Here is a 22,074-nt window from a genome sequence, read left to right on the forward strand (position 1 = left end):
TAATCTCAAATTTAGTGCGCTAATGGCAGCGCATCTTCCATTTGCTCTGTACGACGCTTGGTTTTACGTTGTAACCAAGTGACAATAAATACGCCAGATAATGAACCAACCATACCAGCCATAGTAGGTATGGTTGCTTTTGATACCCCAGATGCCATTGAACGGGCATTACCACTGCCTGAAATAGCCATTACGTCGAATACTTCAATCATGCCGGTAACAGTTCCGAGTAAACCTAATAACGGACATAAAACAACTAAACTTTGAATTAATGCCACATTATGGTTTAGCGATTCTGTGACCCTAGATACATTGGCTATTCTAATTTGCTCAGCATTCCAAGAACTTCGTTCTCCCCTGCTTTGCCACGTTTGCATCATGTGTTTCTTCATTTTTTGATAACCTACAAAGAAAAAATACAAACGCTCGAATATAAGTAACCACATCAGGCATATAACACCGGCAATAACTGTAAGTACCTGACCACCGGTGTCCAAAAATTCGCGTATGCTATTCATCAACTCGATGAATACAACCATGAGCTAAGCTCCTTTCTTCGCCAATTCTTCGCTTTCAGCACGCTCAGCTATGATGCCTGCGCTTTGCTGTTGCAAAATATTAATAATGCCGCGACTACGCGTGTTTAATAACGTTGAGATAAAGACCATTGGAATAGCAACAACCAAGCCTAATACTGTGGTAACAAGCGCTTGAGAGATACCACCAGCCATTAATTTAGGATCACCTGTACCAAATAATGTGATGGCTTGGAAGGTATTGATCATACCCGTTACCGTACCCAATAAACCGATAAGCGGTGCAACTACTGATACGATTTTTATTAACGTTAGTCGGCTCGTTATTTTGGGCACCTCGGCTAAAATACGTTCTGATAATTTCAATTCTAGCGTCTCAGTATCTGCATGTTTGTTCTCATCCTTAACAAGCATGACGCGCCCTAATGGGTTATCGTTTGAGGCCACATCCGTTTTTAATTGACGATTAATTTTGCTGCCCATTAAAAATAAGGTGATGAAACGTTCAAGGGCAATAAGTAATCCAACAGCACCGATGGCTAAGATGACATAACCTACCGCTCCACCTTGATCAACTCGCTCTTGTGTATCTGGCGCTTGAACAAGTAGACTTAAAATTGAACCGCCTGTTGGGTCTAACGCAAATGGCACTACATCACCATTACTTGACGTTAATGTTTGTGCTGACGATAAATAACGACTATTCGGTTGACGAATGAGTTCAGCCACAGAGCCTGTTTCATCGATATATTCAAGGTATTTACCCTTTGAAACTAAACTAAAACCACCAACTCGAATAACCTCTTGAGGCGACTTCGAGCCGTCTGCCGCGACAACTTCTCGGGTGAATTTGTGCACTTTACCGTTTTGCGTCATTTCACGTTGAAGCTCAAACCATAAACGTTCAATTTCTTCGATAGACGCCAGCTTTGATGTAGAGCCCATGCTTTGAGCGAATTCGTCTAAAAACTCCCCGCGGCCTGGAATTTGAGCAGAAACCACAGATGTTGTGAACTTACTGCGAGCATCACCTGCAACTTGTTGTAATACACCGAAAAGCTCTTTTAACTCACCCATTCGCTTATTTAGCGCTTCGATACGATTACCTAGTTCAATTTCGTTATTTTGAAAAGTTTCTTCAAGTTCTGTACTCAACTTGACAGCTTGATCACGAGTATTTTTCGCATCAGCTAACATTTGATCTTGCTGTGCTTTACGTGCGTTAAAGTCAGCTTCTCGCTGTTTATTTTCTTTACTTTGAGCAATCTGTCCTTGCTCTAACTGCTTTAACAGTTGGTCAAGTGATGCAGCTTGTTGTTGAGCAAATACACTTGTAGCCAACGTGCCAAGTAATAATGTGGTCAATAATTTGGTCATTTTCTTCATCGTTTTTCTCTTTACTCAGCAGATGTTTGTACAACAGGTGCCACGATTAAATCTGGGGCTAACTGTTTGCGTGCAATGCGTAAGGCTTTGTTGATATCGGTACGATAGCTAGCATCTAATGGTTGCCAACTTTCACTTTGCTGATCCCACATACCCATGTGCTGTCCATCACGGGTACGGTAAACTAAGCTCACGCGACCAATACGCAAAAAATCTACATCACGCTCTTCACCCGCAACGTTTTGTAAACCGGTATAAGCTTCTATGGTTCTTCCGTAATCAACTTCCACTTGGTAAGCTTCTAACACCTGTCTAAACTTTTCAGAAACAGATACGTCAGCACGAGTTAATGTTCGCTGTAATGCTTCAATACGGTTGTTGCGCTCTTCAGGTAAAAATGGCACATCAAGCGCCACAAACTGTGCAAGAGATTCGATCATACGTGCCATCAATGGTGAAACTTGACGTTCGATAACACTGACTTGTTCCATCGACACCGCTAATTGGGCTAATTCTGTTTGTTGGTTTTCAACCTGTGTTTGCATCTGTTGGTTATAAACATTCAAACCATCTATTTCTTTATTTAATGCTTTGAACTGTTGAAGTTTGGTTTGAATTTGTTCGCTAATACGATCAACACGCTTTTGTGATTTATTCGCAGAAGCGGTTATTTTCTTACCGGCTTCAACAACATCTTTTACGTCTGTCTGTTGAGCTGCTGCGCTTGACAAGGACAAGGTAATGGCGCCGAATAACAAACTTGTAGGAGCCAACTTGAACATTTTCATAGTTAAACCTTCATTATGTGTGAACTGCATAAAAGCAGCTGGAAAAACAAATTGTTTTTCCGAGTAAATAATGAAGCAAAGTGTAATAACTAATTGTGACAGTAAAGTTTCAGGAATATTGCAACTTTATTAAATGACAAATAAATGACAATTTTTTTACAAGGAATAAAGTACATCAATCACTTAGCCCGCCGAAAAGAAATGATTCAATACATGATGTTTACTTTCTGTAGTATTTATACGTTTCCTAGTAAAAAGTTCATACGGCTTAATCATTATTGCTCCCCACCGTAACAACAACAAAAATAAACACTTTAAATCAACAAGTTAAACAACAAAAAGAGTTGGAGTAGTTATTGCTTAATCACCTTAAATGTATTGTTTTAACATCAATAAGGATAAAAAGGTTATGGAATTAGCAGTGTTTTTTAAATCACTATTGTTATTAGCATTTCTATTAATGCTGGGAAACGCGATAAAACACACATTGCTTAAAAGATTTATTATTCCTTCTTCACTCATAGCAGGAGCTCTTGCTTTACTGTTAAGTCCGCAGCTACTTGGTCAATTCATTAACATTACCCTCAAAGAACAATCACTTTGGATTGATGATACCGTGATTGATATCTGGAAAAAGTTACCTGGGTATTTAATTGTTGTTGTATTTGCTGGTTTATTTTTAGGTAAAAAAATTCCGACAATAAAACAGTCTGTTAATAAAAGTTTACCCAACCTTAGCTTTGGTTATACCATCGCCATCGGCCAGTACATCGTAGGTATGATCGCAGCCTTACTCATTTTAGTGCCGTTATTTGATACTAAAGCGTTTGCAGGGGCCTTAATTGCCATAGGCTTTCAAGGCGGACACGTTACGGTAGCTGGCTTACAATCAACCTTTGAAGGGCTTGATTTCGCTAAAGGCATAGATTTAGGCTTAGGCATCGCTACTATTGGACTCATCAGTGCAATTACTTTAGGCACAATCATGTCGAATAAAGTTGGCGGTTCAAACCAAGAACTTGAAATGACTGATGATGATAACAACCTTGAGGTAAAAGATAGGCCTTTCGGGTTGCAATTTGCCATTTTAGGCTCTGTGATCATGCTTGCTTGGTTAGCCTTATCTGGTTTGAAAGTTGCGGAAGAACAGCTTTTTCCTGAAACATCAATTTCAATTTTTAAATATATGCCGCTGTTCCCAGTTGCGATGCTTACAGGGTTATTAGTTCAGGTAATTTTAAATAAAACCGGTGCAGGTAACCTCATCAGTAATTATCAAATTAATTTATTATCTAATCTATCACTCGACTTACTAATAGTCGCGGCGTTAGGTGCATTAAATTTATCTGTACTTGCTGAATATTGGCAGAGCATTGTATTATTAGGCGTTGTTGGTGTGGTTTATAGTACCGCTATTTATTTTATTTTTGGCAGCTGGTTCTTTAACAAAGACTGGAAAGTGCGAGGCATTGGTGAAGTAGGTCAATCAATGGGGACGACTGCCGTTGGGTTATTAATGTTAAAACAAGCGACAACTTCGCCAGATAAACATATCCGACCTTTTAGTTACAAGCAGCCTTTATACGAACCAATTGTAGGTGGCGGAATTGTTACTGCATTGGCAATCCCTACCATCGCTAACTTCGGGCCATGGGTATTCACTGCGATTATGACAACGATACTCATCTCGATCATTAGTGGGTTTACGTTTTATAAAAAGCGTTACCAGAATGAGTAGCGGTCAGAACAGTTAAACGTTTATAATCACGGGGGAACTATAAAGATAAGTTGGTTTAATAAATTTGAATACTACTAACATTAACAAAGTGTTTATCATTGGCTTACCCCGAACGGGTACCACGAGTATTTGTAAAATGTGTTTAGATTTTGGCTTTCATGTTGCACATACCGCGTATACCGATAAAACCTTTGAGTTTGCTACAGTGTTAGCCGATACCCCCATGTTTGCCGACTACAAAGCACTTGATCTCGCCTACCCTAATAGTAAGTTTGTCTTACTTGAGCGCGAGCTTACTGACTGGCTACCGTCAATAAAGCAGTTATTACAACGGATGTATGAGAATGTAACACGCACAGATGGTGGTTTTAACTCAATAATCAAACGCTGTTATCAACAAACATTCTCACCATTTACCTTTGATAACATTAATGATGATGCTTTTTTATCGCAAGCCTATGTAAAACATCAACAAGAGGTTTTACATTATTTTAATCAGCAGCCAAGCAAGTTACTGTCTATTAATATTCAGCAAAGCAACGCGGTAGAAGAATTGAGCAAATTTTTATCCATTAAAACTGACACAACCCATTTTGAACATTTAAACAAAGGCGGTAAAGTTACCGCCTGGAAAGATATAGAACATCCCAAGAAAGTGGCATCAACAAGAAAGGGAAGAGCAACCGCCCTACCTTATTCACTTTAACAAGGATATAACGATTAACACATTGCTATCTATTATTCATACTATTCGCGTCGCGATAGGCGAAGGCATATGGAAATCACTCGCATTTATTATTGTCTTACTGCTTGCAGGACCTGAGCTAATAATAGGTATGGAGCTAATGGCACTAATAGAAGTGGTGGGTGCATCGACTTTTGTTATCGCTTACTTAACTGGCTTAAAATTGTTGATGATTAAAATAAAAAAACGCTATCTTACTTTTGAGAAATACAGTGTTTTATTTCTTCCTACTTGGCAATACTTCAAAGCAATGCCAAGTTTATGTTTACACGCAATTCCTCACCGTACCGTTATCATCTCTTTATTTGCTACTGTTTACCTTGGTATGTTGTTCATACTCATTTAACACCTTTAACCATTAAAAAAGCCCCTTACTTTTCAGTAAAGAGCTTTTTAGCAGATGTTAGGTTACGACAAAGAATTAAAATTCGTAGGTATAACTTAAACTAACACTTGTACCTATTTCTTTTTCTCTTACCGCAATATCAGACTGAGTAACTTCTTGTGACTCATCCAGTAAGTTCTTTACTTTCAGTTTCACTTTCGAGTTAAAGTTTGGATAATACGTGTAAACTAAGTCAACGGCATGAAATGGCTGCTCCATAGCATCTTCACTACCACCTAAACCTGATGCCACAATTCGCTCACCAAACACATTGTAGACTAAAGATCCTGAATGATTGCCATTTGCTGAATCGTAGTTTAATTGAAAATTAACAACATATTCTGAATGACCAGTCATACGCTTCGTCGGATTGGTTAAATTCCCCGCTAAGGCTGGATCAATACTAACCTCAGAATCACTGAAGGTAATATTACCTGAAGTGAAAAAACCATCGGCTAAATACGTTAGATCATGCATCCATTCAACTTCAACACCTGTAACTTCCGCTGTTTCACCGTTCACAAATGTTGCATTGTAAGACGCATCATTTGCGGTTAGCACTTTTTCAATCGGCGATGCAATATCTTTATAAAAGGCCGCTACAGTAAAGTTATCACCATTGTCAGCGTAGTATTCATAACGAAGATCATAATTTTTCATTGGGCTACTTTGCAGACTTACACGGCCAAAAGTACGAAAATCTGTCAGAGGATCAAAATAAGCAACTGGCACTACTTCTCGTAAATCAGGACGAACAACCGTTTCACCATAACTTGCACGTACTTGATAACGTTCACCACCCAAATAAGTAAAGGCCAATGATGGATATAGATCATCATCATTGATACTACCCGCTTCAATTTTTTCTGGCGCATAATAAATATCAAGTTCTTTCTTGCCAAAAATTAAGCTTGATGTACCAATTGAAGTTTGCTTAAACTCTTCATATCTAACACCACCACTAAAGCGTAGATCACCGTATATAAAATCAAATGAACCGTAGACAGCATCAATTTTTTGAGCAGCAAGATAATCATCAGCATCAGGTGCAGAAGGCTCATTAAAATCAACTAATATACGTTGTTCTTCAATAAACGCATCCGTTAAGTAACTGGCATTATTCAACGGTGAATGAGAGCCATCATTAATCGTTATACTAGAACCAGCGTCATTATCGACTGTATAACTAGATGTTGTATAGTAACGACCGCGATCTGAGAAATCATAACCCGCTTTTAACTCTAGTTCATATCCTTCATTGTAAATCGGTAAGGTGATGTTACCACCATATGACTTCACATTATCTTCCATGTCAGTGTAGTTATATAATGCTCGGTTATCATCCCCGGTAATACTAGAACCAGAATAAACACCATCTTCAAACCTATCAATAAAACGATAGCTTGCATCTAATGGTATTTCTGTTTTCGCTTCCGATTCTGTATACTGCCAATCAGCACCAATCCCCCAATAATCAACAAAGGTATGCTGTCCTATTACTTGATTAACCAATAATGTACGCTCTTCATACTTAAATTGATGAAGTCTATCGGCACGACCGTCATTAACAATCGTATAAATGTTACTACCGCCAGGACTTTGTATTTCACCCACTTCAACTTCATCTTCATTATCAACTAAATATAAGTTATTAAATGAAATTGAATGGTTATTTAATTTATAACCAAAGTTTAATACACCATTGTAGCGCTCAGTCTCGGTAGTTACGCTTGAATTTTTTACAGCGGTATAGCAACTGGCTGCAATGTCTTCTGCCGTATCCAATAAAATTGAACAATTATCAGTAAGGTTTTGGCTAACAATATTCGTAGACTTGTCTGCAGAATCCCATTGACTTTCGTAGGAAAAAGCGGCTAAAAACCCGATAGTTCCACCAAAATATGTTTCATCGAAACTATTACCAATATGCGCTTTAATATCATATTTAGGGTCAAGTGATTGCTCTTTGATAGTTAAATCTCTTGGTAATGCTTTTAACAATTCATTATTAGTAGCAACAGCAATTTCAGAGACTGTTTGAGTTTCTGTTGCTGTAATGCCATCTCGTTTTATAATATTGTCAATGCTAAAGTTGCCGCGATATTGCACAATGGCATCTTCGAGCTTTTTAGGAATATTTCCGCTAGGTCGCTCATAAGTATATCCGTCATCCGCACTAGAGTCATAGCCTACACCCACCTCAATACTAGAAGTAAATTGACTCGGTACCGATTTAGTTCGAATATCAATTGAACCACCACCAAATGCGGCAGGCATGTTGGCTGAAAATGCTTTTTGTACCGCCATGCTTTCAATAATACTTGATGGGATAATATCAAGAGGTACAACGTTACGTGTAAGATCTGGACTTGGTATGGTGGCACCATTTAAGCGTGCGCTTGAATAACGCTCACCTAAACCACGAACATAGATAAATTTGCCATCTACCAACGTCAATCCAGTTACTCGTCGTAATGCAGAAGCAGCATCACTATCACCAGTACGCGACATTTGTTCTGAGCCTAGAATATCGGCAACAAATGCTTGATTTTTACGTTCAGCAATTACTGATGCAGCACTTCCTTGCAACCTGGTTGCTTTTGCTACAACCTCTTCCATTACCTGTTCTTCTTCAGGGGCAAGTGCATAACCAGTAACGCTGAACAAACCCAACCCGACAGCAACAGCTAGCTTTTGGAGTTTGTATTGATTTGTCATGTTAGTTTCCTAATTCAGTGTTCAATAAAAAGGCGCCAAGAGAGTGTTAACGGCGCCTTCTTGATTTGGATTTCAGGTGGAAATTAGTCTGCTTTAGCTGCTGTTACTGCAGTCTCTACCCACTTGTACCAAACTGAACTAGTATCTTGGTCTGAAACAGCACCAATGTAATTTACAGTATCGAAGAAGCTTGAATCTAAGCCTGATAGGTCATTTGCATCAATAGTAATTGCAGTTGAACTGGTGTTTGTCGCAAAACCGCTTTCTGAAAGTACGTCTGCATCAGCTGCAACACGGATATTAGAGCCGTCGTTTTCATACCAAGCTTCTACAGTCTTACCTGCTGGCATTTGTGTTGCGTCTTTAAATTCACTTGCACAAGCCATTACCGAGTTATTGAACATGATTTCAGCAGAATTCTTAAGTCCATCAGTAGTAAATTCAATACACTCTGAACCATTTGGATTTTCACGCTTAACAAATAATGCGTTGTAATAGTTTGATTTAATTGCGTCATCAAATTTAATAGCTTGTGATAATTTTTCATCACGTACCGAAGCGCCATCTGTTGTTACAACAGTAACGTTAGCAATCGTTGGAAATGATGCTGGTGCTTCACTATAATCTGCACCGCCGTTCTGCTCACCATCAGTTTCAAAGCCATTATTACCCATAAATGCAGTAGCGCCGTTACGCGTCGTCACAGTTCCATGCTCGATATATAAGAATTGTGCATTACCTTGCCAGCCTGCATCAATATCTATCGCATCATCTTGCGTATCAGTTACCACAATGTGCTTTATATTTGCTGCGCCACCAAAAAATTCGATACCATCATCGTAACCTTGATGAATATGAATATAATCAAATGAAGAGCCTGAACCTACAGCATTTAATGTCAAAGAGTTTAAATCTTCACCAGGTTCACCACCCACTTTAGGACCCGAACCAGCATACCAAATCTTAGCAAATTTGATATTACCACTACCGTCAGTGTTATCATTACCACCGAAGAATGTAGTTACACCTTCGAATTCTTGGCTACAAGTATCTGCAGCACGCTGTGCATTAGTACAATGATTGGTTATACCGTTACCATTTATTAAGATACCACCCCAATCAGAAAACTCAGCGCCTTTACCTTCAAGATCATGACGGTCATAGGCAAAAGCAGAGGTAAACGTGATTGGCTTTTCTGCTGTACCTACTGCTTGAATTTTTGCACCACGTGCGATTCGTACAATCGCTTCACCTGATTTAAAAGCTAAGGTAGCACCAGGTTTCACTGTCATCGTTGGACCATTAGTTGGTACGACAAAACCTTCACTTGTGCGGCCATCTTCACCAATTAAAAGCGCATCTTCAAATACATGAACACCGCCATCTGGCAATTCATCAAAAGTGATGTTTGCAGTTATTGAAATATTCTTACTTGCAAACGAATCGTTATATAGACAATCTTTACCATCAAATGTACCTTCAACAGTACCAACAGCTGAGTCATAACTGGCACATTCAACAGCATCTTGCTGCCCACCGTTATCGGTGTTATTCGAATTGTTAACACTGTTATCTGTTGTTGTACTGTTATCATTTACTGTTGGATTAATTTTGATATCGCCGCCACAACCTACTAATGCTAATGCACAAGCAACCGCACTGACTTTAAATAATGATTTCAATTGCATTTCATGTACTCCGAAGAATATTATTGTTAATTGTTCAAACTGATTAAGTGAAGCCTTCGTAGCGTCCTGCCATAAAAACTTCACTTAATCAGCTTGATTTAAGTTGAGCGTTATCCTACGGATGAAAAATGACAGAATTGTTTTAGAAATATGTAGTTTTTGTTTCGCTAAAATGACAAAAAGATGACAAAACACTACGCAAGCACCATATACACGGGTAAAGTTCTTTAGGAAGTGTAAAAAATAAAGTTGAAATACCCTTCAATGAATAACACTTTTAAAGCAATTATTACGATAATAACAATAATATTTAGAGCAATCGTAGATGTTAAAAACAATAAGTATCAATGAATTAAAAGTGGGTATGCATGTCGAAGATATCATACTCAAAAACAGCCTTCACAAAGTAAAGAATAAAGGCAAAGTTAATTCAGCACGTACCATTGAGCTACTTAAAAAACAAGGTGTTGATAAAGTAACGGTAGACTTTCCAGATGAAGATCTTATTAAGAATAGCGCAATATATAATGCTCAAAAGCAATCATCCGTCACGCAAGAATTAGCAATATCATGTCAGTTATACGACGATGCTACAGCGCATGTAAAACAGTTATTTCTAGCAACCGCTAAAAATAAACCGATCAATCCTACAGCACTTCAAGCATTAGCAGATGAAATTACTGCATCTGTCATGCGCAATGAGCATGCTATGACAATATTAACGCGCATACGAAATAAATCTTACTATCATTATGAACATGCTATTAATTGCGCAGTGCTGATCTGTGGGTTTTCCTTGCATTTAGGGTTTAAAGAAAAAACCGTTAAAGAAATTACCCTTGGTGCATTATTACATGATATTGGCAGTGCGAAAGTGCCGCTGCCCATTTTAGAAAAACCAGGTGAACTGAACAACAATGAACGTTCTGTCGTTCAAAAACACGTCTATTGGGGGGTTGAGCTAGCTAAAAAAGATAATTTTGCAAGTCCGCTCATTATTGACATGTTAGTTAACCACCATGAACGACTTGACGGAAGTGGTTACCCACGGGGTATTGATAAAAATAAACTGTCTAAGTTGTCATGTATCACTGCAATAGTCGACGTGTATGATGCCATGACCGGAAAGCGCCATCATAAAGAAGGCGAATTACCATTAAGTGTGTTGCGTTATTTATTAAAACATACCGATAAATTTGAGCAAACACTAGTTGAGCAATTTGTTAAATATTTAGGGGTTTACCCAGTAGGTTCTTTAGTAAGGTTAAGCAATGATAAGTTAGCGGTAGTGCTTGAAGCAAATCGATTATCACCGCTTAAACCTAAAATTAGCATTATTTATAGTGTAGTATTGAATAAGCTGATTAAGCCAATAGAAAGGGATTTAACAACAGAATCTTTTTGTATTGTTTCTGCTGTAAACCCTGAAAAATATAAAATCAACATGAATAAAGTGATACGAAATATAGCCGCACAATAGTACCTTGTAATAAACAAAAAAAAACCACGCTAAAAAGCGTGGTTAAAAACGTATATAAAGGTTGGGGATTATTAACGTTTATATTCCTTTTGCGAACTGTTGAATGCTTTTTCCATTACAAACAATACCGCGTAATGATGTATTTTGTTCCGCCGCAACTAAGTCATAGCCTTTTGTTGCCGCTTCCACACATAACTTAGTTTCTGCAGTTTGATCACCAGCGACAATTTTCACAAGTTTTGCTTTTGCATCTGAATTTTTTGGTAATGAAAATTGCTTGATAGCCACACCGTTACAAGTATTAAGATATAACGATTTAGCATATTCTTTACTTATTTTTTCTGCTTCTTGGTAAGCCGCTTTAAAACCTTTCGTTGCAGCTGTTACACATAATGTTGTTTCAAATGAACTGTCAATCGCAATAAATTTTGCATTATCACTTATTGCATTGACGGCAGTTGCTGTTAACAGTAAAGACAAACTTAATAATAACTTTTTCATAACGACTCCAGTTAAACGATTGTAGGGGTGCTGATTCATAAAACTAGAGTAATTATACTAATAAAAAACCATTAAGCAAGCACTTTATGAAATTAAATTACATTTAAGACTAATATCTATTAATTTCAATATGATTTCTTTGCTTTTTTTGGTAATTAAATTACATTTTAGATATTAATTTTCACAGGTATATACAAGATAACAATGGTGGGACTTATACCAATTCGCATAAAGATTAAGTCAGTTCAGAGCGGTGTCAGCGGTGGGAGAATAAGCGAAACGTGTGCAGATATAGTTGTTTATCGCGCTAATGAAGTACTAAGTTGGCTAAATATTTAATAGAATTGGTATTATTAGAAAACGCAGGAGCACGTTCTCCTGAATAACCATTCTCTGCAATCAACGCCGTGCCTCTAAAGCGTTTAATTCTCGCTGAATGACCGAATATTTATGCAAATTGGTATTACACTTAACGCGATTAATATCGCGCATTTTGTATAAACGATAAAGTGAGAAAGATTTAGTAAGGGAAGAATTAAAAAGAGCGCCTAATTGGCGCTCTCTTTCCGTATGTGATGTTTCTATTTAAAATGAATAACGAACGCCTAAGAGTACTCTTCGACTTAAATCTGTTACCCCATAAGGTAAATATCCCGTTTTATGAACAAACGTTTTTGCTACCATATTCTCATCAGTCAGATTTAACACTTGAAACTGCACTTGCAAATTATCATTCACACTGTAGTTTGCTGAAAAATCTAATTGACCATAATCATCCATAAAACGAGGTTCGCCAAAATCATCAGAAGTTTGCGCTAAATAACGCTCACGCCACGCATAAGAAAGCTTAGCATCTAGCGTACCGTCATCATAATATAGCGACGCGTTGAAGCTCGTTGGTGATAATCCGGGTAACCCTGCACTTCGCACATCATTTTCGATACCAAAATCAGCATCACTTGAAGTCTTAGTATAATTAGCTAAGAAGCCAAAGTTTTGTAATATACCTTCGGGCGCGAAGCTAAAAGGTTGCTGGTATGATAATTCAAACCCTTTAATGGAAGCTGAAGCGCCATTAGACGGCTGCGTAAAAAATACATCGCCGTTAAACACTTCAGGGCTAAGTTGCGTAACAAAGTCTCTATTAGCGGTAAACGTTGTTGTATCAATCAAGCCATCTAAATCTTTCCTAAAAACATTTGCTGCTAGCAATGCTTCATCGGAGAAGTACCATTCAATACTCAAATCTAAGTTATCTGAGGTAAAAGGTTTTAATTCTGGGTTACCGCGTTGCCCTGTCGCTGAGTTTACATCAGGTGCAAATATGCGTTCCGACGGCGCTAAGTCAGGTAAGTTAGGCCGAGTTAGCGTTTTAGAATATGCAGCTCTTAGTAATACCCCCTCAGAAAGTTCATATCGTAAGCTAGCGCTAGGCAATACTTCAGAATAGTCACTTTCAAAAGCTATTGGGTCAATCCCCCCAAGTGCAGTGGTAAAACCATCTATATTTTGTGTGGTTTTTACATAACGTAAACCAACATTAGCGGTTAGCTCTTCCCAATCAAAGTCTGCTTTAACATAAGCATTTAAGGTTTTTTCTTCAACTTGATAGGAATTCAAAGCCGCAGAGCTTGCTCTGTTTTGAACTGATGTACCAGGAACAAGTGAACTTCCAGTTGGTGAAACATTACCCCCTTGAAACCAAACATCTTGGAAACCATTTGGGTCAACTGAAAACATTTTATGGGTAAAGCTAGGATCAGCACCGTCAACATCATAGTCAAGCATAATCATTGAGTCTGCAAGGCTTGGGCCCATGTTAGGGTTCCATCCAGCCTCTCGGCCTATGCGATAATCTTGTTCAACCACTTCTTTATCTTGCACTGTATAACGAAGGCCAAAATCGACTTTATTCATAAATTCATGATCAAAAAAGCGCGTAAAGTCAATTTTTGATGTCACTTCTTTTGCATCATCTTCACTTGGTCGAAAAATTAACACGTTTAACGAGAAGTCTTCAGGGTTTGAAGAAAAATCAGTTAATGTGCTGTTAAAGTCTACGTAATCACCACGCACTTTGTATGAAAGAATACCGGGCACATTTCCGCCAGTTTCATTGTTAAGCTTGAATGATAAAAGTGATTGTTTTCGGTTAGCTTCTCGGCTTGAAGCACCGATATAAGGAGTGATTTCCCAGTAATCGTTTGGTTTCCAGGTTGCCGTTAAAGAGGTTTGAAAAAACGTATCGTCAATATCAGTAATTCTTGGCCCAACCCTATGTTGAACATTATCAAAACTTCCTTCAACGATAACTCCATTTTCAATCACTAAACTATCTTGCAACGCTTTAACACCTAAATGCTCCAAGGGAATATCATTTCGGTGAGCCGCTTTTTCATTGGTTAGTTCTGCATAAATACTATTAAAGGTAAAGGCTAATTCATCTGAAGGGCTGTATTGAAGTGCGAGTGTACCTGCTGTATTTTCACGATCTTCTAAAAAAGTATATAATCTCGTGCCATTTGCTACTAAAGCACTTCCCATTGGTGAATTAGGATCTACGTCAGGATCGATTACTGAAAGTGGGCGCCATACACCGTTTTCTGCACCATCAGATCTAAACTCACTTTTTGAATGGAATAAACCTATTGAAAAGCCAAATTTATCATCAATATTATTACTAACTGTCACAAAAGCTCGTGGATCAATACTGTCGGTAGTATCGCTATAGTTCCCTTGTAGAGAGGAAGAAAATTTCAAACCTCTATGCTGAAATGGTTGAGGCGTTTCTAACGTCACTAAACCTGCCAAGCCACCTTCACTTTGACTAGCGTCTGATGACTTAGTTACGGTAGCATTACTAAATAATTCAGATGGCAGTAATTCAAAACTAAAGCCTCGGCCACCGCCATTTGTGCCTAACCTGCCAGCACTTCCGCCGCCTGGTGCTGTCATGCCATTTATTTCAACACGCGTAAATTGCGGCCCTAAACCTCGTACATTAATTTGTGAACCTTCACCATTCTGGTTTCTATTAATCGTAACACCCGGGATCCGCTGTAACGACTCTGATAAATTCATGTCTGGAAATTTACCTAAATCTTCAGAACTAATTGAATCTGAAACATTACTGTCATTATATTTATTATTCAAAGAACGTACGATACTGCCCCTAACACCTTTTACCGTAATAACTTCGACATTGTCTTCTGCGCCAGAACTTTCTTCCGAACTTGCAGCATGTACCAGACCTACTTGACTGGCTGAGATAGCCAAACAGCAGGCTAAATATGATTTTTTAAACTTGTTTGAATGCATTTACTTTCCCCCTAGCTACTATATTTACTGTTATTTTCCACAGCTTTTTTTGATTTTATTACCTATATTTACTTGAGTAGCTTTCAACGAATGTTCAAAAGTAACAAGAAAATACATAATAATATGTTATTAATATACATATAAAGAATGATAATTCAACACAAATTTGAACAAATGTAACATAAAAAATAAAAATAAAATGTTACTAAATAACAAAAGAGTTAAGCATGAGAGAAATAATCAATGAAGGATTAATCGAAAAGGTAATTAAAATAGGGTGATAAAAAGTTATAAACAGTGAAGACTTAACATTCCTGCCGGCACTGTTAGAGCAATCAGTAGATTAACCGTTCATGGATAAAAAACTCTGAGATATAGAAAGTCTCTAACACAATAAGAAAGTTGTATCATGTAGTCATTTAAATCAATTTTGTATCTTAAAAAAAATGAAGTATAGGATTGAATAGTAAAGTTAATCTCCTAACGGTAGCCACTGAGAGCTGCCTCTGTGTTGATCTAATTGAACTTTCAACCTTCTTAGTTTTTCTCGTGATTTTCGTTGATTTTTGACCGCTAATTCACTCGCTAATATATCAATTGCAGCTAGCATTACATAGCGTGAAGCACTTGGCTTAAAAATATAATCTGCCTCATGTGTTTCAATAGGTAAATGAATATCAGCGATGTCAGCTAATGGACCCTTTGGACAAATAGCAATTACATTCGCCCCATACTCTTTTGCAACGTTAGCAGAAGCCTGAACATCTGGGCTAACACCACCTAATGATAAGCATATTACCGCATCACTTTTATCAACAGTTGCTGCTGTCATTCTCATCAGCATAGGATCTGAATAAGCATTACTGCTAAGTGCGAGTCTAAACAATCTATTATGGCACTCTTGCGCCATCACCGAGCTGCCGCCGCCAACACCGAAAATCAGCGTATGTCCTGCATCGGTAATTGTTTGACTAGCCTGGTGAATAACATCATCGGTAATTAACCCTGCATTAAGCGCTAAAATATCGTTAATACCTTGATATATTGCAGGAATATCTTTTTTCACAACATGTTTATTACTGGTAAACCTTTCCCCTACTGCTGCTGACTGAGCAAGACGGAGTTTTAGTTCTCTCACATCCTTACAATCTAATGCCTTGGCTAGACGAGAAATGCTCGCATGACTAGTTTTGGCTTTAGCAGCTAGCTCATGGGTTGATACCGTTGCAGCATAACTGAGATCCGCTAAAATAATAGTTGCTACTTTTTGCTCTGAGGGGCGTAAATGTGAAAATCTATCGCGTATTGCTGACACTATATCCATCATAATTTATTACCCTCGGTTGTTTTGTTTATGTGTTAAACAACCATTACAGTAATCAGTTGTTTCTACTAGCTTATACTGCCATTTATTCATCGTTAGTAACAGAAGAGAAGTAGTTGTTATACCTATTTTTTCTACTCCATTGTACAAGTCAATAACAAAAAATAACTAATCGCATGTTTTCTTGGTCTGTTGCTCTTTCTTTAAAACTTCGGATATTGATGTAGTACTTTAATCACTTCATTTGCATCGATGGGTTTGGCAATAAATCCAACCATACCAGCTTGAAAGCACTTTTCTTTATCGTCTTCTAATACGTTTGCTGTCATAGCAACAATGGCTGGGTGATTATCAGGCATAGATTCAATTATTTTTTTGGTGGCTGTTACGCCATCCATGGTAGGCATTTGCATATCCATAAAGATAATGTCATAGGACTTTTTCATTGCGGCTTTTAACGCCTCTACACCATCATTAGCTAAATCGACCTTGTAGCCTAATTTATCAAATAACTTATCAGCAATTACTTGATTTATTTTATTATCTTCTGCAATTAGTATCTTTAAAGGCTTTTGTTCAGCTAACTGACTATTTTCTAATACTACTTGTTGCTGTCCATATTGCTTACTATCAACATTTTCGGAAGTTTCCACTAATGGAACGGTAAACGTAAAAGTTGAGCCCTGATTCAATTTACTCGAAACGCTGATACTGCCATTCATCTGCTTGATTAATTGAGAACAAATAGTTAACCCCAAACCTGTACCACCATATTTTCGGCTGATTGAAGTGTCAACTTGCGAGAATGGCTTAAAGAGTTTTTCTTGATCTTGCTGCGAAATACCAATACCAGAATCTTTAACAATAACGGTTAATAAATGATGGTGAGGGTTTTCTCGTTTTTTTTCTGATTTAACGGTCAGTTTAATCTCACCATGGTTAGAGAATTTAATGGCATTACTCATTAAATTTAACATAATTTGTTTAAGGCGAAGCGAATCCCCCAAAAAAGTAGAGGGCATATTTTCTGCTATCACTGATGTTATGACTAAACCTTTACTTGACGTTTGCGGATCCAATAAAAAACAAACCTCGTTAATTAAATCTTTCATCTTAAATGCATGACTATCGATTGATAACTTTCCAGCTTCTAGTTTTGATAAATCTAAGATGTCATTAATCACTAATAAAAGACCGTTACCACTTGAACGAATGCTTTTTACATAACTCTCTTGTTCTTTACTAAGTTTGGTATCTTCTAATAATAAAAGCATGCCCAAAATTCCATTCATAGGCGTTCTTATTTCATGAGACATATTCGCTAAAAAATCACTTTTTGCCTGCGCTGCACTTATCATTTCACGGTTAGAAATGGCTAACGATTCCGCCATATAGTTATAAGATTTAGCTAAGGTATAAAACTCATCCTTTGAGTCAATGTTAATCTCTGACTCAAAATCACCCCCTGCTATTCTTTCAGTACCTGTGATTAATGTTTCTAAATTATGCGATATTTTTCGCTTAATTGAGACACCAAAGATTAAGGCTACTAAAGCCGCAAATAAGCAGCCGACAACGATGATGAGTTTGGTAAAGAAATTATCGTTTTGTTTTGATAACTTCCTCTGTGCCATTAAAATATGTTCTTCTTGAATAAAAGTATTGATAATTTCACGTATGTCATCTTTAATTCTTTTACCTGCATGACCTTCGAGAAAACTTACAATGCCGGAAAAACCCCTAGAAGTATCGACAAGGTTTCGTCTCTTAGTAATGGCAACATCATTAACAGCTTTTAGCCATTGCTTCTCTAATACGTTTATTGCCTCTAGACGTTCTACTTGCTTAGGGTTATCACTAACTAATATTTTTAATTGAGCTAATTTTGTATCCCAGACTTTTTTCGCTTCAAAATAAGGAGTAAGAAAATCCTCGTTGCCGGTAATTAAAAAGCCCCGTTTTCCTGACTCTAAATCAAGCAGCAATTTATTCAGCTCATGACCTTTTGCAATAACAGAGTAAGTATGTTCAACCCAACGAGTTGACTCTTCATTTTTTGATATGTTTACATAGTTAACAACGGATAAGAGAAAAATAAAGACGAGTGGAATAGTAAAGCCAATAGTAATCTTACGGCGTATTGATAAATCATTTAATTGAAACAATGTTCACAACTCCACATATTATTTTTCTAAAAAACTTATTAGCGAATGACTAAACTAAACGTTAAGGTAGAGTAATTGAGTTAAACAACGCTAAAATCACTTGAATTATAGCTCTTAATAGTTAATTAACGAAAAAAATCACTTCAAAACCAAATCAATCAACTGAATTAACTGGCTTTATCTATAAACATTATATTAATAAAGCTAAACAGTGCTTTAAAATTTTTTGAAGACCGATGCTTATCATTTATACACTCATTTCCGAGCTGATTAATACTAGTTCGCATAAAGATTAAGTCAGTTCAGAGCGATGTCAGAGGTGGGAGAATAAGCGAAACGTGTGCAGGTATAGTTGTTCTACATCAAACACGTTTTGCGCAATTATCGCGCCTCTAAAGCGTTTAATTCTCGCTGAATGACCGAATATTTATGCGAATTGGTATTAGGCATAAAAAAAGCTGAGACAAGCTCAGCTTTTTAATACATTCAATAGTGATTATGGCAAGATGACGTCTTGATCAGCACCTTCTTTTTCAATCACCTCAGGTATTAAGTCTTCTTTTGAAATACCTAACGCTAACGCAATTGAACTTGCTACATAGATAGAAGAGTATGTACCAATGAATACACCGAATAACAATGCAGTAGCAAAACCATGGATAAGTGCGCCACCTTGGAAAAACAAAGCTGCTAATACCAGTAACGTTGTAATCGAGGTAATAAAAGTACGACTTAACGTTTGTGTCAATGAAAGGTTAATCACATCTTCTGGTCCACCATCACGCACTTTTCTGAAGTTTTCGCGAATTCTATCAGATACCACGATAGTATCATTCAACGAGTAACCAATAACGGCTAATATTGCAGCAAGAATCGTTAAATCAAACTCTAACCCTAATATTGAAAACAAACCTAAGGTTAAAACCACATCGTGAAATAGCGCAAGTACTGAACCTAGCGCAAAGCGCCACTCAAAGCGAAATGCAACGTAAATCAGAATACAAATAAGCGCTGTTAACATCGCAAGGCCTCCTTGCTCTGTCAATTCATCACCTACACTTGAGCCAACAAATTCAATACGGCGCATTTCAAGTGTTTGGTTTGTCCCTTCTTTTAGCAATGCTAATACTTGGTTGCCTAACATCTCTGCTTTTACATCGTCTTGCACCGCTAAGCGAATAACAACATCGCGAGAACTGCCATAATGTTGAACAACAGCGCCCTCATAACCAGCACCTTCCATGATTTCACGGATTTGATTAAGGTCAGCTGCTTTTTCAAAGCCAACCTCAATTAACGTTCCGCCAGTAAAATCTAAACCAAAATTTAATTTATTAATCGCCAAGGAAGCGCACGCCGCGATCATAAGTAACGCACTAAATATTACAGCTACTTTGCGAAAACGCATAAACTCGATGGTTTCTTTCAATTTTAATAGTTGCATGTATAACTCCTAGATTGAAAGCTTATCGAGACGTTTACCGCCCCAAACGCTATTAACTATTGTGCGTGTACCAATAATTGCAGTAAACATTGAAGTAATGATACCTATTGATAATGTAACTGCGAAACCTTTGATCGGCCCAGTACCTACTGCAAACAAAATAATTGCCGCAATTAGTGTGGTAATATTCGCATCTAAAATCGTTGAAAATGCAGCATCGTATCCTTGATGAATAGATTGCTGTACAGATTTACCACTACGTAACTCTTCACGTATTCGCTCGAAAATAAGTACATTAGCATCAACAGCCATACCCACAGTTAATACGATACCGGCCATGCCAGGAAGCGTTAACGTAGCGCCAGGTATCATTGACATTACGCCAACAATTAACACCAAGTTTGCCGTTAATGCCAAGTTGGCAACAATACCGAATGCGCGGTAATAAATCAGCATAAAAAGAACCACTAATGCGAAACCGCCTACAATAGCTTGTAAACCAAGTTTCACATTTTCAGCACCTAATGATGGCCCAACAGTACGTTCTTCAACAATTTGAATGGGCGCAATTAAAGCACCTGCTCGTAGAAGTAGCGCTAAGTTATGCGCTTCAGCTTGACTGTCAATGCCGGTAATACGGAAGCTTTTACCCAAACGCCCTTGAATAGTCGCGATTTGAATAATCTCTTCGTTCTTTTCGAAGATAGTATTACCTTCTTTGTCTGTACGCTCGGTAGGTTTGTATTCAATGAATACCGTCACCATCGGCTTACCAACGTTTTCTTTTGTCGCATTTGACCACTTACTCGCACCAGGCGAATCTAGTGTTATGTTTACTTGTGGGCGCGAATACTCATCAAAACTCGAACCGGCATCAACAATATGATCACCCGTTAGCATGACACGTTTTTTTACTAAAGAAGGCCTGCCATTGCGATCTTGTAGTAATTGAGAATTTGCTGGTACTCGGCCATTTAACGCACTGTTAATGTCTCCTTCAGAGTCTAACATGCGAAATTCAATGGTCGCCGTAGCATTTAAGATTTCTTTAGCTTTTGCTGTATCTTGTACACCGGGCAATTCAATTATGATGTTTTTCTGCCCTTGACGCTGCACTAAAGGTTCAGCAACACCTAATTCGTTAACGCGGTTACGAATAATAGTGATGTTTTGTTGGAGTGCATATTCACGAATTTCTTTTAACTTTTGTTCAGACATGGTGACTGATAAGGTTAAATCATCACTGTTATCTGAAAATAATAAATCACGATAACGTTTTTTCAATAATGATTCAGCAGTATCAATATCATCTACGTTACGGAAGGTAATAATCACGCCATTATCTTGTTCTTTCACACTACGATAACGAATGTTTTCTTTGCGTAGATCAGTACGAAAATCTCCCACCATGCCTTCTTTTGCTTTAAGTTCAGCTTCATTCATGTTGACTTCCATGGTGAAACTAACGCCACCACGTAAATCTAAACCAAACTTCATTGGCACACCGCCAATACTTGCGAGCCAGTCAGGTGTCGCTGGAGTAAGGTTTAATGCTACAGAGTAATCGTCACCTAATGCTGAGTCTAATTCATCACGGGCTTTAAGTTGTTGCTCTGTATCGCTAAATTTTACTAATACTTGACCATCTTCAAGAGACATACTTGAATAGTTTATTTGCTGTTCCGTTAATGTAGCTTTAACAGAGTCTAGTGTTGACGCTGTTGTTTCTACACCACGTAATCCAGAAATTTGTACTGCCGGATCTTCACCGTATAAATTGGGCATCGCATATAATGCACCAATACATACAACAAAAAGCACCAGTAGTTTTTTCCACAATGGTGAATGGTTTAACACA

General features: G+C 37.7%; 15 protein-coding genes. 4 read left to right on the plus strand and 11 right to left on the minus strand.

The window, feature by feature from the left end; all coding sequences use genetic code 11:
• Positions 1-11: 11 nt before the first annotated feature.
• From QUE72_RS13225 to QUE72_RS13235, 3 genes are read right to left on the minus strand one after another with little or no spacing between them, the layout of a single operon-like run.
• Positions 12-539, minus strand: a complete 528-nt coding sequence (locus QUE72_RS13225; RefSeq protein ID WP_286269480.1) for a MotA/TolQ/ExbB proton channel family protein — start codon at positions 537-539, stop codon at positions 12-14.
• A 3-nt stretch (positions 540-542) separates the two neighbouring features.
• Positions 543-1,922: a MotA/TolQ/ExbB proton channel family protein gene (locus tag QUE72_RS13230; RefSeq protein ID WP_074495954.1), complete on the minus strand. Its 1,380-nt coding sequence runs from the start codon at positions 1,920-1,922 to the stop codon at positions 543-545.
• 11 nt (positions 1,923-1,933) lie between these two features.
• Complete coding sequence (locus QUE72_RS13235) at positions 1,934-2,710, minus strand: DUF3450 domain-containing protein (RefSeq protein WP_074495956.1); 777 nt, start codon at positions 2,708-2,710, stop codon at positions 1,934-1,936.
• A gap of 409 nt (positions 2,711-3,119) precedes the next feature.
• Here QUE72_RS13235 and QUE72_RS13240 point away from each other — a divergent pair, with 409 nt between their 5' ends.
• From QUE72_RS13240 to QUE72_RS13250, 3 genes are all read left to right on the plus strand, one after another.
• A complete protein-coding gene (locus QUE72_RS13240) occupies positions 3,120-4,448 on the plus strand; it encodes a sodium/glutamate symporter family protein (RefSeq protein ID WP_286269484.1) in 1,329 nt (442 codons plus the stop codon).
• A 79-nt stretch (positions 4,449-4,527) separates the two neighbouring features.
• Positions 4,528-5,154, plus strand: coding sequence for a sulfotransferase (locus QUE72_RS13245; protein WP_286272985.1), 627 nt, complete (start codon positions 4,528-4,530; stop codon positions 5,152-5,154).
• A 22-nt stretch (positions 5,155-5,176) separates the two neighbouring features.
• Entirely contained in the window at positions 5,177-5,539 is a 363-nt protein-coding gene (locus QUE72_RS13250) for a hypothetical protein (protein ID WP_286269485.1), read from the plus strand.
• Positions 5,540-5,614: 75 nt separating this feature from the next.
• Here QUE72_RS13250 and QUE72_RS13255 read toward each other — a convergent pair whose 3' ends face one another.
• Both QUE72_RS13255 and QUE72_RS13260 read right to left on the minus strand, forming a co-directional pair.
• Positions 5,615-8,296, minus strand: coding sequence for a TonB-dependent receptor plug domain-containing protein (locus tag QUE72_RS13255; protein WP_286269487.1), 2,682 nt, complete (start codon positions 8,294-8,296; stop codon positions 5,615-5,617).
• A gap of 83 nt (positions 8,297-8,379) precedes the next feature.
• Positions 8,380-9,984 carry a hypothetical protein gene (locus tag QUE72_RS13260; RefSeq protein WP_286269489.1) on the minus strand — a complete coding sequence of 535 codons (1,605 nt, stop codon included), beginning with the start codon at positions 9,982-9,984 and terminating at the stop codon, positions 8,380-8,382.
• Between the two features lie 325 nt (positions 9,985-10,309).
• Between QUE72_RS13260 and QUE72_RS13265 the strand changes: the two genes are divergently transcribed.
• Positions 10,310-11,464 carry an HD-GYP domain-containing protein gene (locus QUE72_RS13265; RefSeq protein ID WP_286269491.1) on the plus strand — a complete coding sequence of 385 codons (1,155 nt, stop codon included), beginning with the start codon at positions 10,310-10,312 and terminating at the stop codon, positions 11,462-11,464.
• A 78-nt stretch (positions 11,465-11,542) separates the two neighbouring features.
• Here the strand turns inward: QUE72_RS13265 and QUE72_RS13270 are convergent, their stop codons facing one another.
• The 6 genes from QUE72_RS13270 to secD all read right to left on the minus strand — a co-directional run bounded on the left by QUE72_RS13270 (position 11,543) and on the right by secD (position 22,073).
• Positions 11,543-11,965, minus strand: a complete 423-nt coding sequence (locus QUE72_RS13270; RefSeq protein WP_286269492.1) for a hypothetical protein — start codon at positions 11,963-11,965, stop codon at positions 11,543-11,545.
• Between the two features lie 585 nt (positions 11,966-12,550).
• On the minus strand, positions 12,551-15,283 hold the full coding sequence (locus QUE72_RS13275) for a TonB-dependent receptor (RefSeq protein ID WP_286269494.1): 2,733 nt from the start codon (positions 15,281-15,283) through the stop codon (positions 12,551-12,553).
• 472 nt (positions 15,284-15,755) lie between these two features.
• Complete coding sequence (locus tag QUE72_RS13280) at positions 15,756-16,610, minus strand: MurR/RpiR family transcriptional regulator (protein ID WP_254849503.1); 855 nt, start codon at positions 16,608-16,610, stop codon at positions 15,756-15,758.
• 200 nt (positions 16,611-16,810) lie between these two features.
• A complete protein-coding gene (locus tag QUE72_RS13285) occupies positions 16,811-18,772 on the minus strand; it encodes a CHASE3 domain-containing protein (RefSeq protein ID WP_286269495.1) in 1,962 nt (653 codons plus the stop codon).
• A gap of 496 nt (positions 18,773-19,268) precedes the next feature.
• Positions 19,269-20,216, minus strand: a complete 948-nt coding sequence (gene secF, locus QUE72_RS13290; protein WP_074495975.1) for a protein translocase subunit SecF — start codon at positions 20,214-20,216, stop codon at positions 19,269-19,271.
• A 9-nt stretch (positions 20,217-20,225) separates the two neighbouring features.
• Positions 20,226-22,073: a protein translocase subunit SecD gene (gene secD, locus QUE72_RS13295; RefSeq protein WP_074495977.1), complete on the minus strand. Its 1,848-nt coding sequence runs from the start codon at positions 22,071-22,073 to the stop codon at positions 20,226-20,228.
• Position 22,074 lies beyond the last annotated feature (1 nt).

Source organism: Thalassotalea hakodatensis, assembly GCF_030295995.1.
In the GTDB taxonomy this organism is placed as follows: domain Bacteria; phylum Pseudomonadota; class Gammaproteobacteria; order Enterobacterales; family Alteromonadaceae; genus Thalassotalea_C; species Thalassotalea_C hakodatensis.

What these genes read in the sequence shown, in the direction of transcription:
- QUE72_RS13225 (WP_286269480.1), bottom strand. Translation starts at nt 539, where the DNA reads ATGGTTGTATTCATCGAGTTGATGAATAGCATACGCGAATTTTTGGAC.
- QUE72_RS13230 (WP_074495954.1), bottom strand. Translation starts at nt 1,922, where the DNA reads ATGAAGAAAATGACCAAATTATTGACCACATTATTACTTGGCACGTTG.
- QUE72_RS13235 (WP_074495956.1), bottom strand. Translation starts at nt 2,710, where the DNA reads ATGAAAATGTTCAAGTTGGCTCCTACAAGTTTGTTATTCGGCGCCATT.
- QUE72_RS13240 (WP_286269484.1), top strand. Translation starts at nt 3,120, where the DNA reads ATGGAATTAGCAGTGTTTTTTAAATCACTATTGTTATTAGCATTTCTA.
- QUE72_RS13255 (WP_286269487.1), bottom strand. Translation starts at nt 8,296, where the DNA reads ATGACAAATCAATACAAACTCCAAAAGCTAGCTGTTGCTGTCGGGTTG.
- QUE72_RS13260 (WP_286269489.1), bottom strand. Translation starts at nt 9,984, where the DNA reads ATGCAATTGAAATCATTATTTAAAGTCAGTGCGGTTGCTTGTGCATTA.
- QUE72_RS13265 (WP_286269491.1), top strand. Translation starts at nt 10,310, where the DNA reads ATGTTAAAAACAATAAGTATCAATGAATTAAAAGTGGGTATGCATGTC.
- QUE72_RS13270 (WP_286269492.1), bottom strand. Translation starts at nt 11,965, where the DNA reads ATGAAAAAGTTATTATTAAGTTTGTCTTTACTGTTAACAGCAACTGCC.
- QUE72_RS13275 (WP_286269494.1), bottom strand. Translation starts at nt 15,283, where the DNA reads ATGCATTCAAACAAGTTTAAAAAATCATATTTAGCCTGCTGTTTGGCT.
- QUE72_RS13280 (WP_254849503.1), bottom strand. Translation starts at nt 16,610, where the DNA reads ATGATGGATATAGTGTCAGCAATACGCGATAGATTTTCACATTTACGC.
- secF (WP_074495975.1), bottom strand. Translation starts at nt 20,216, where the DNA reads ATGCAACTATTAAAATTGAAAGAAACCATCGAGTTTATGCGTTTTCGC.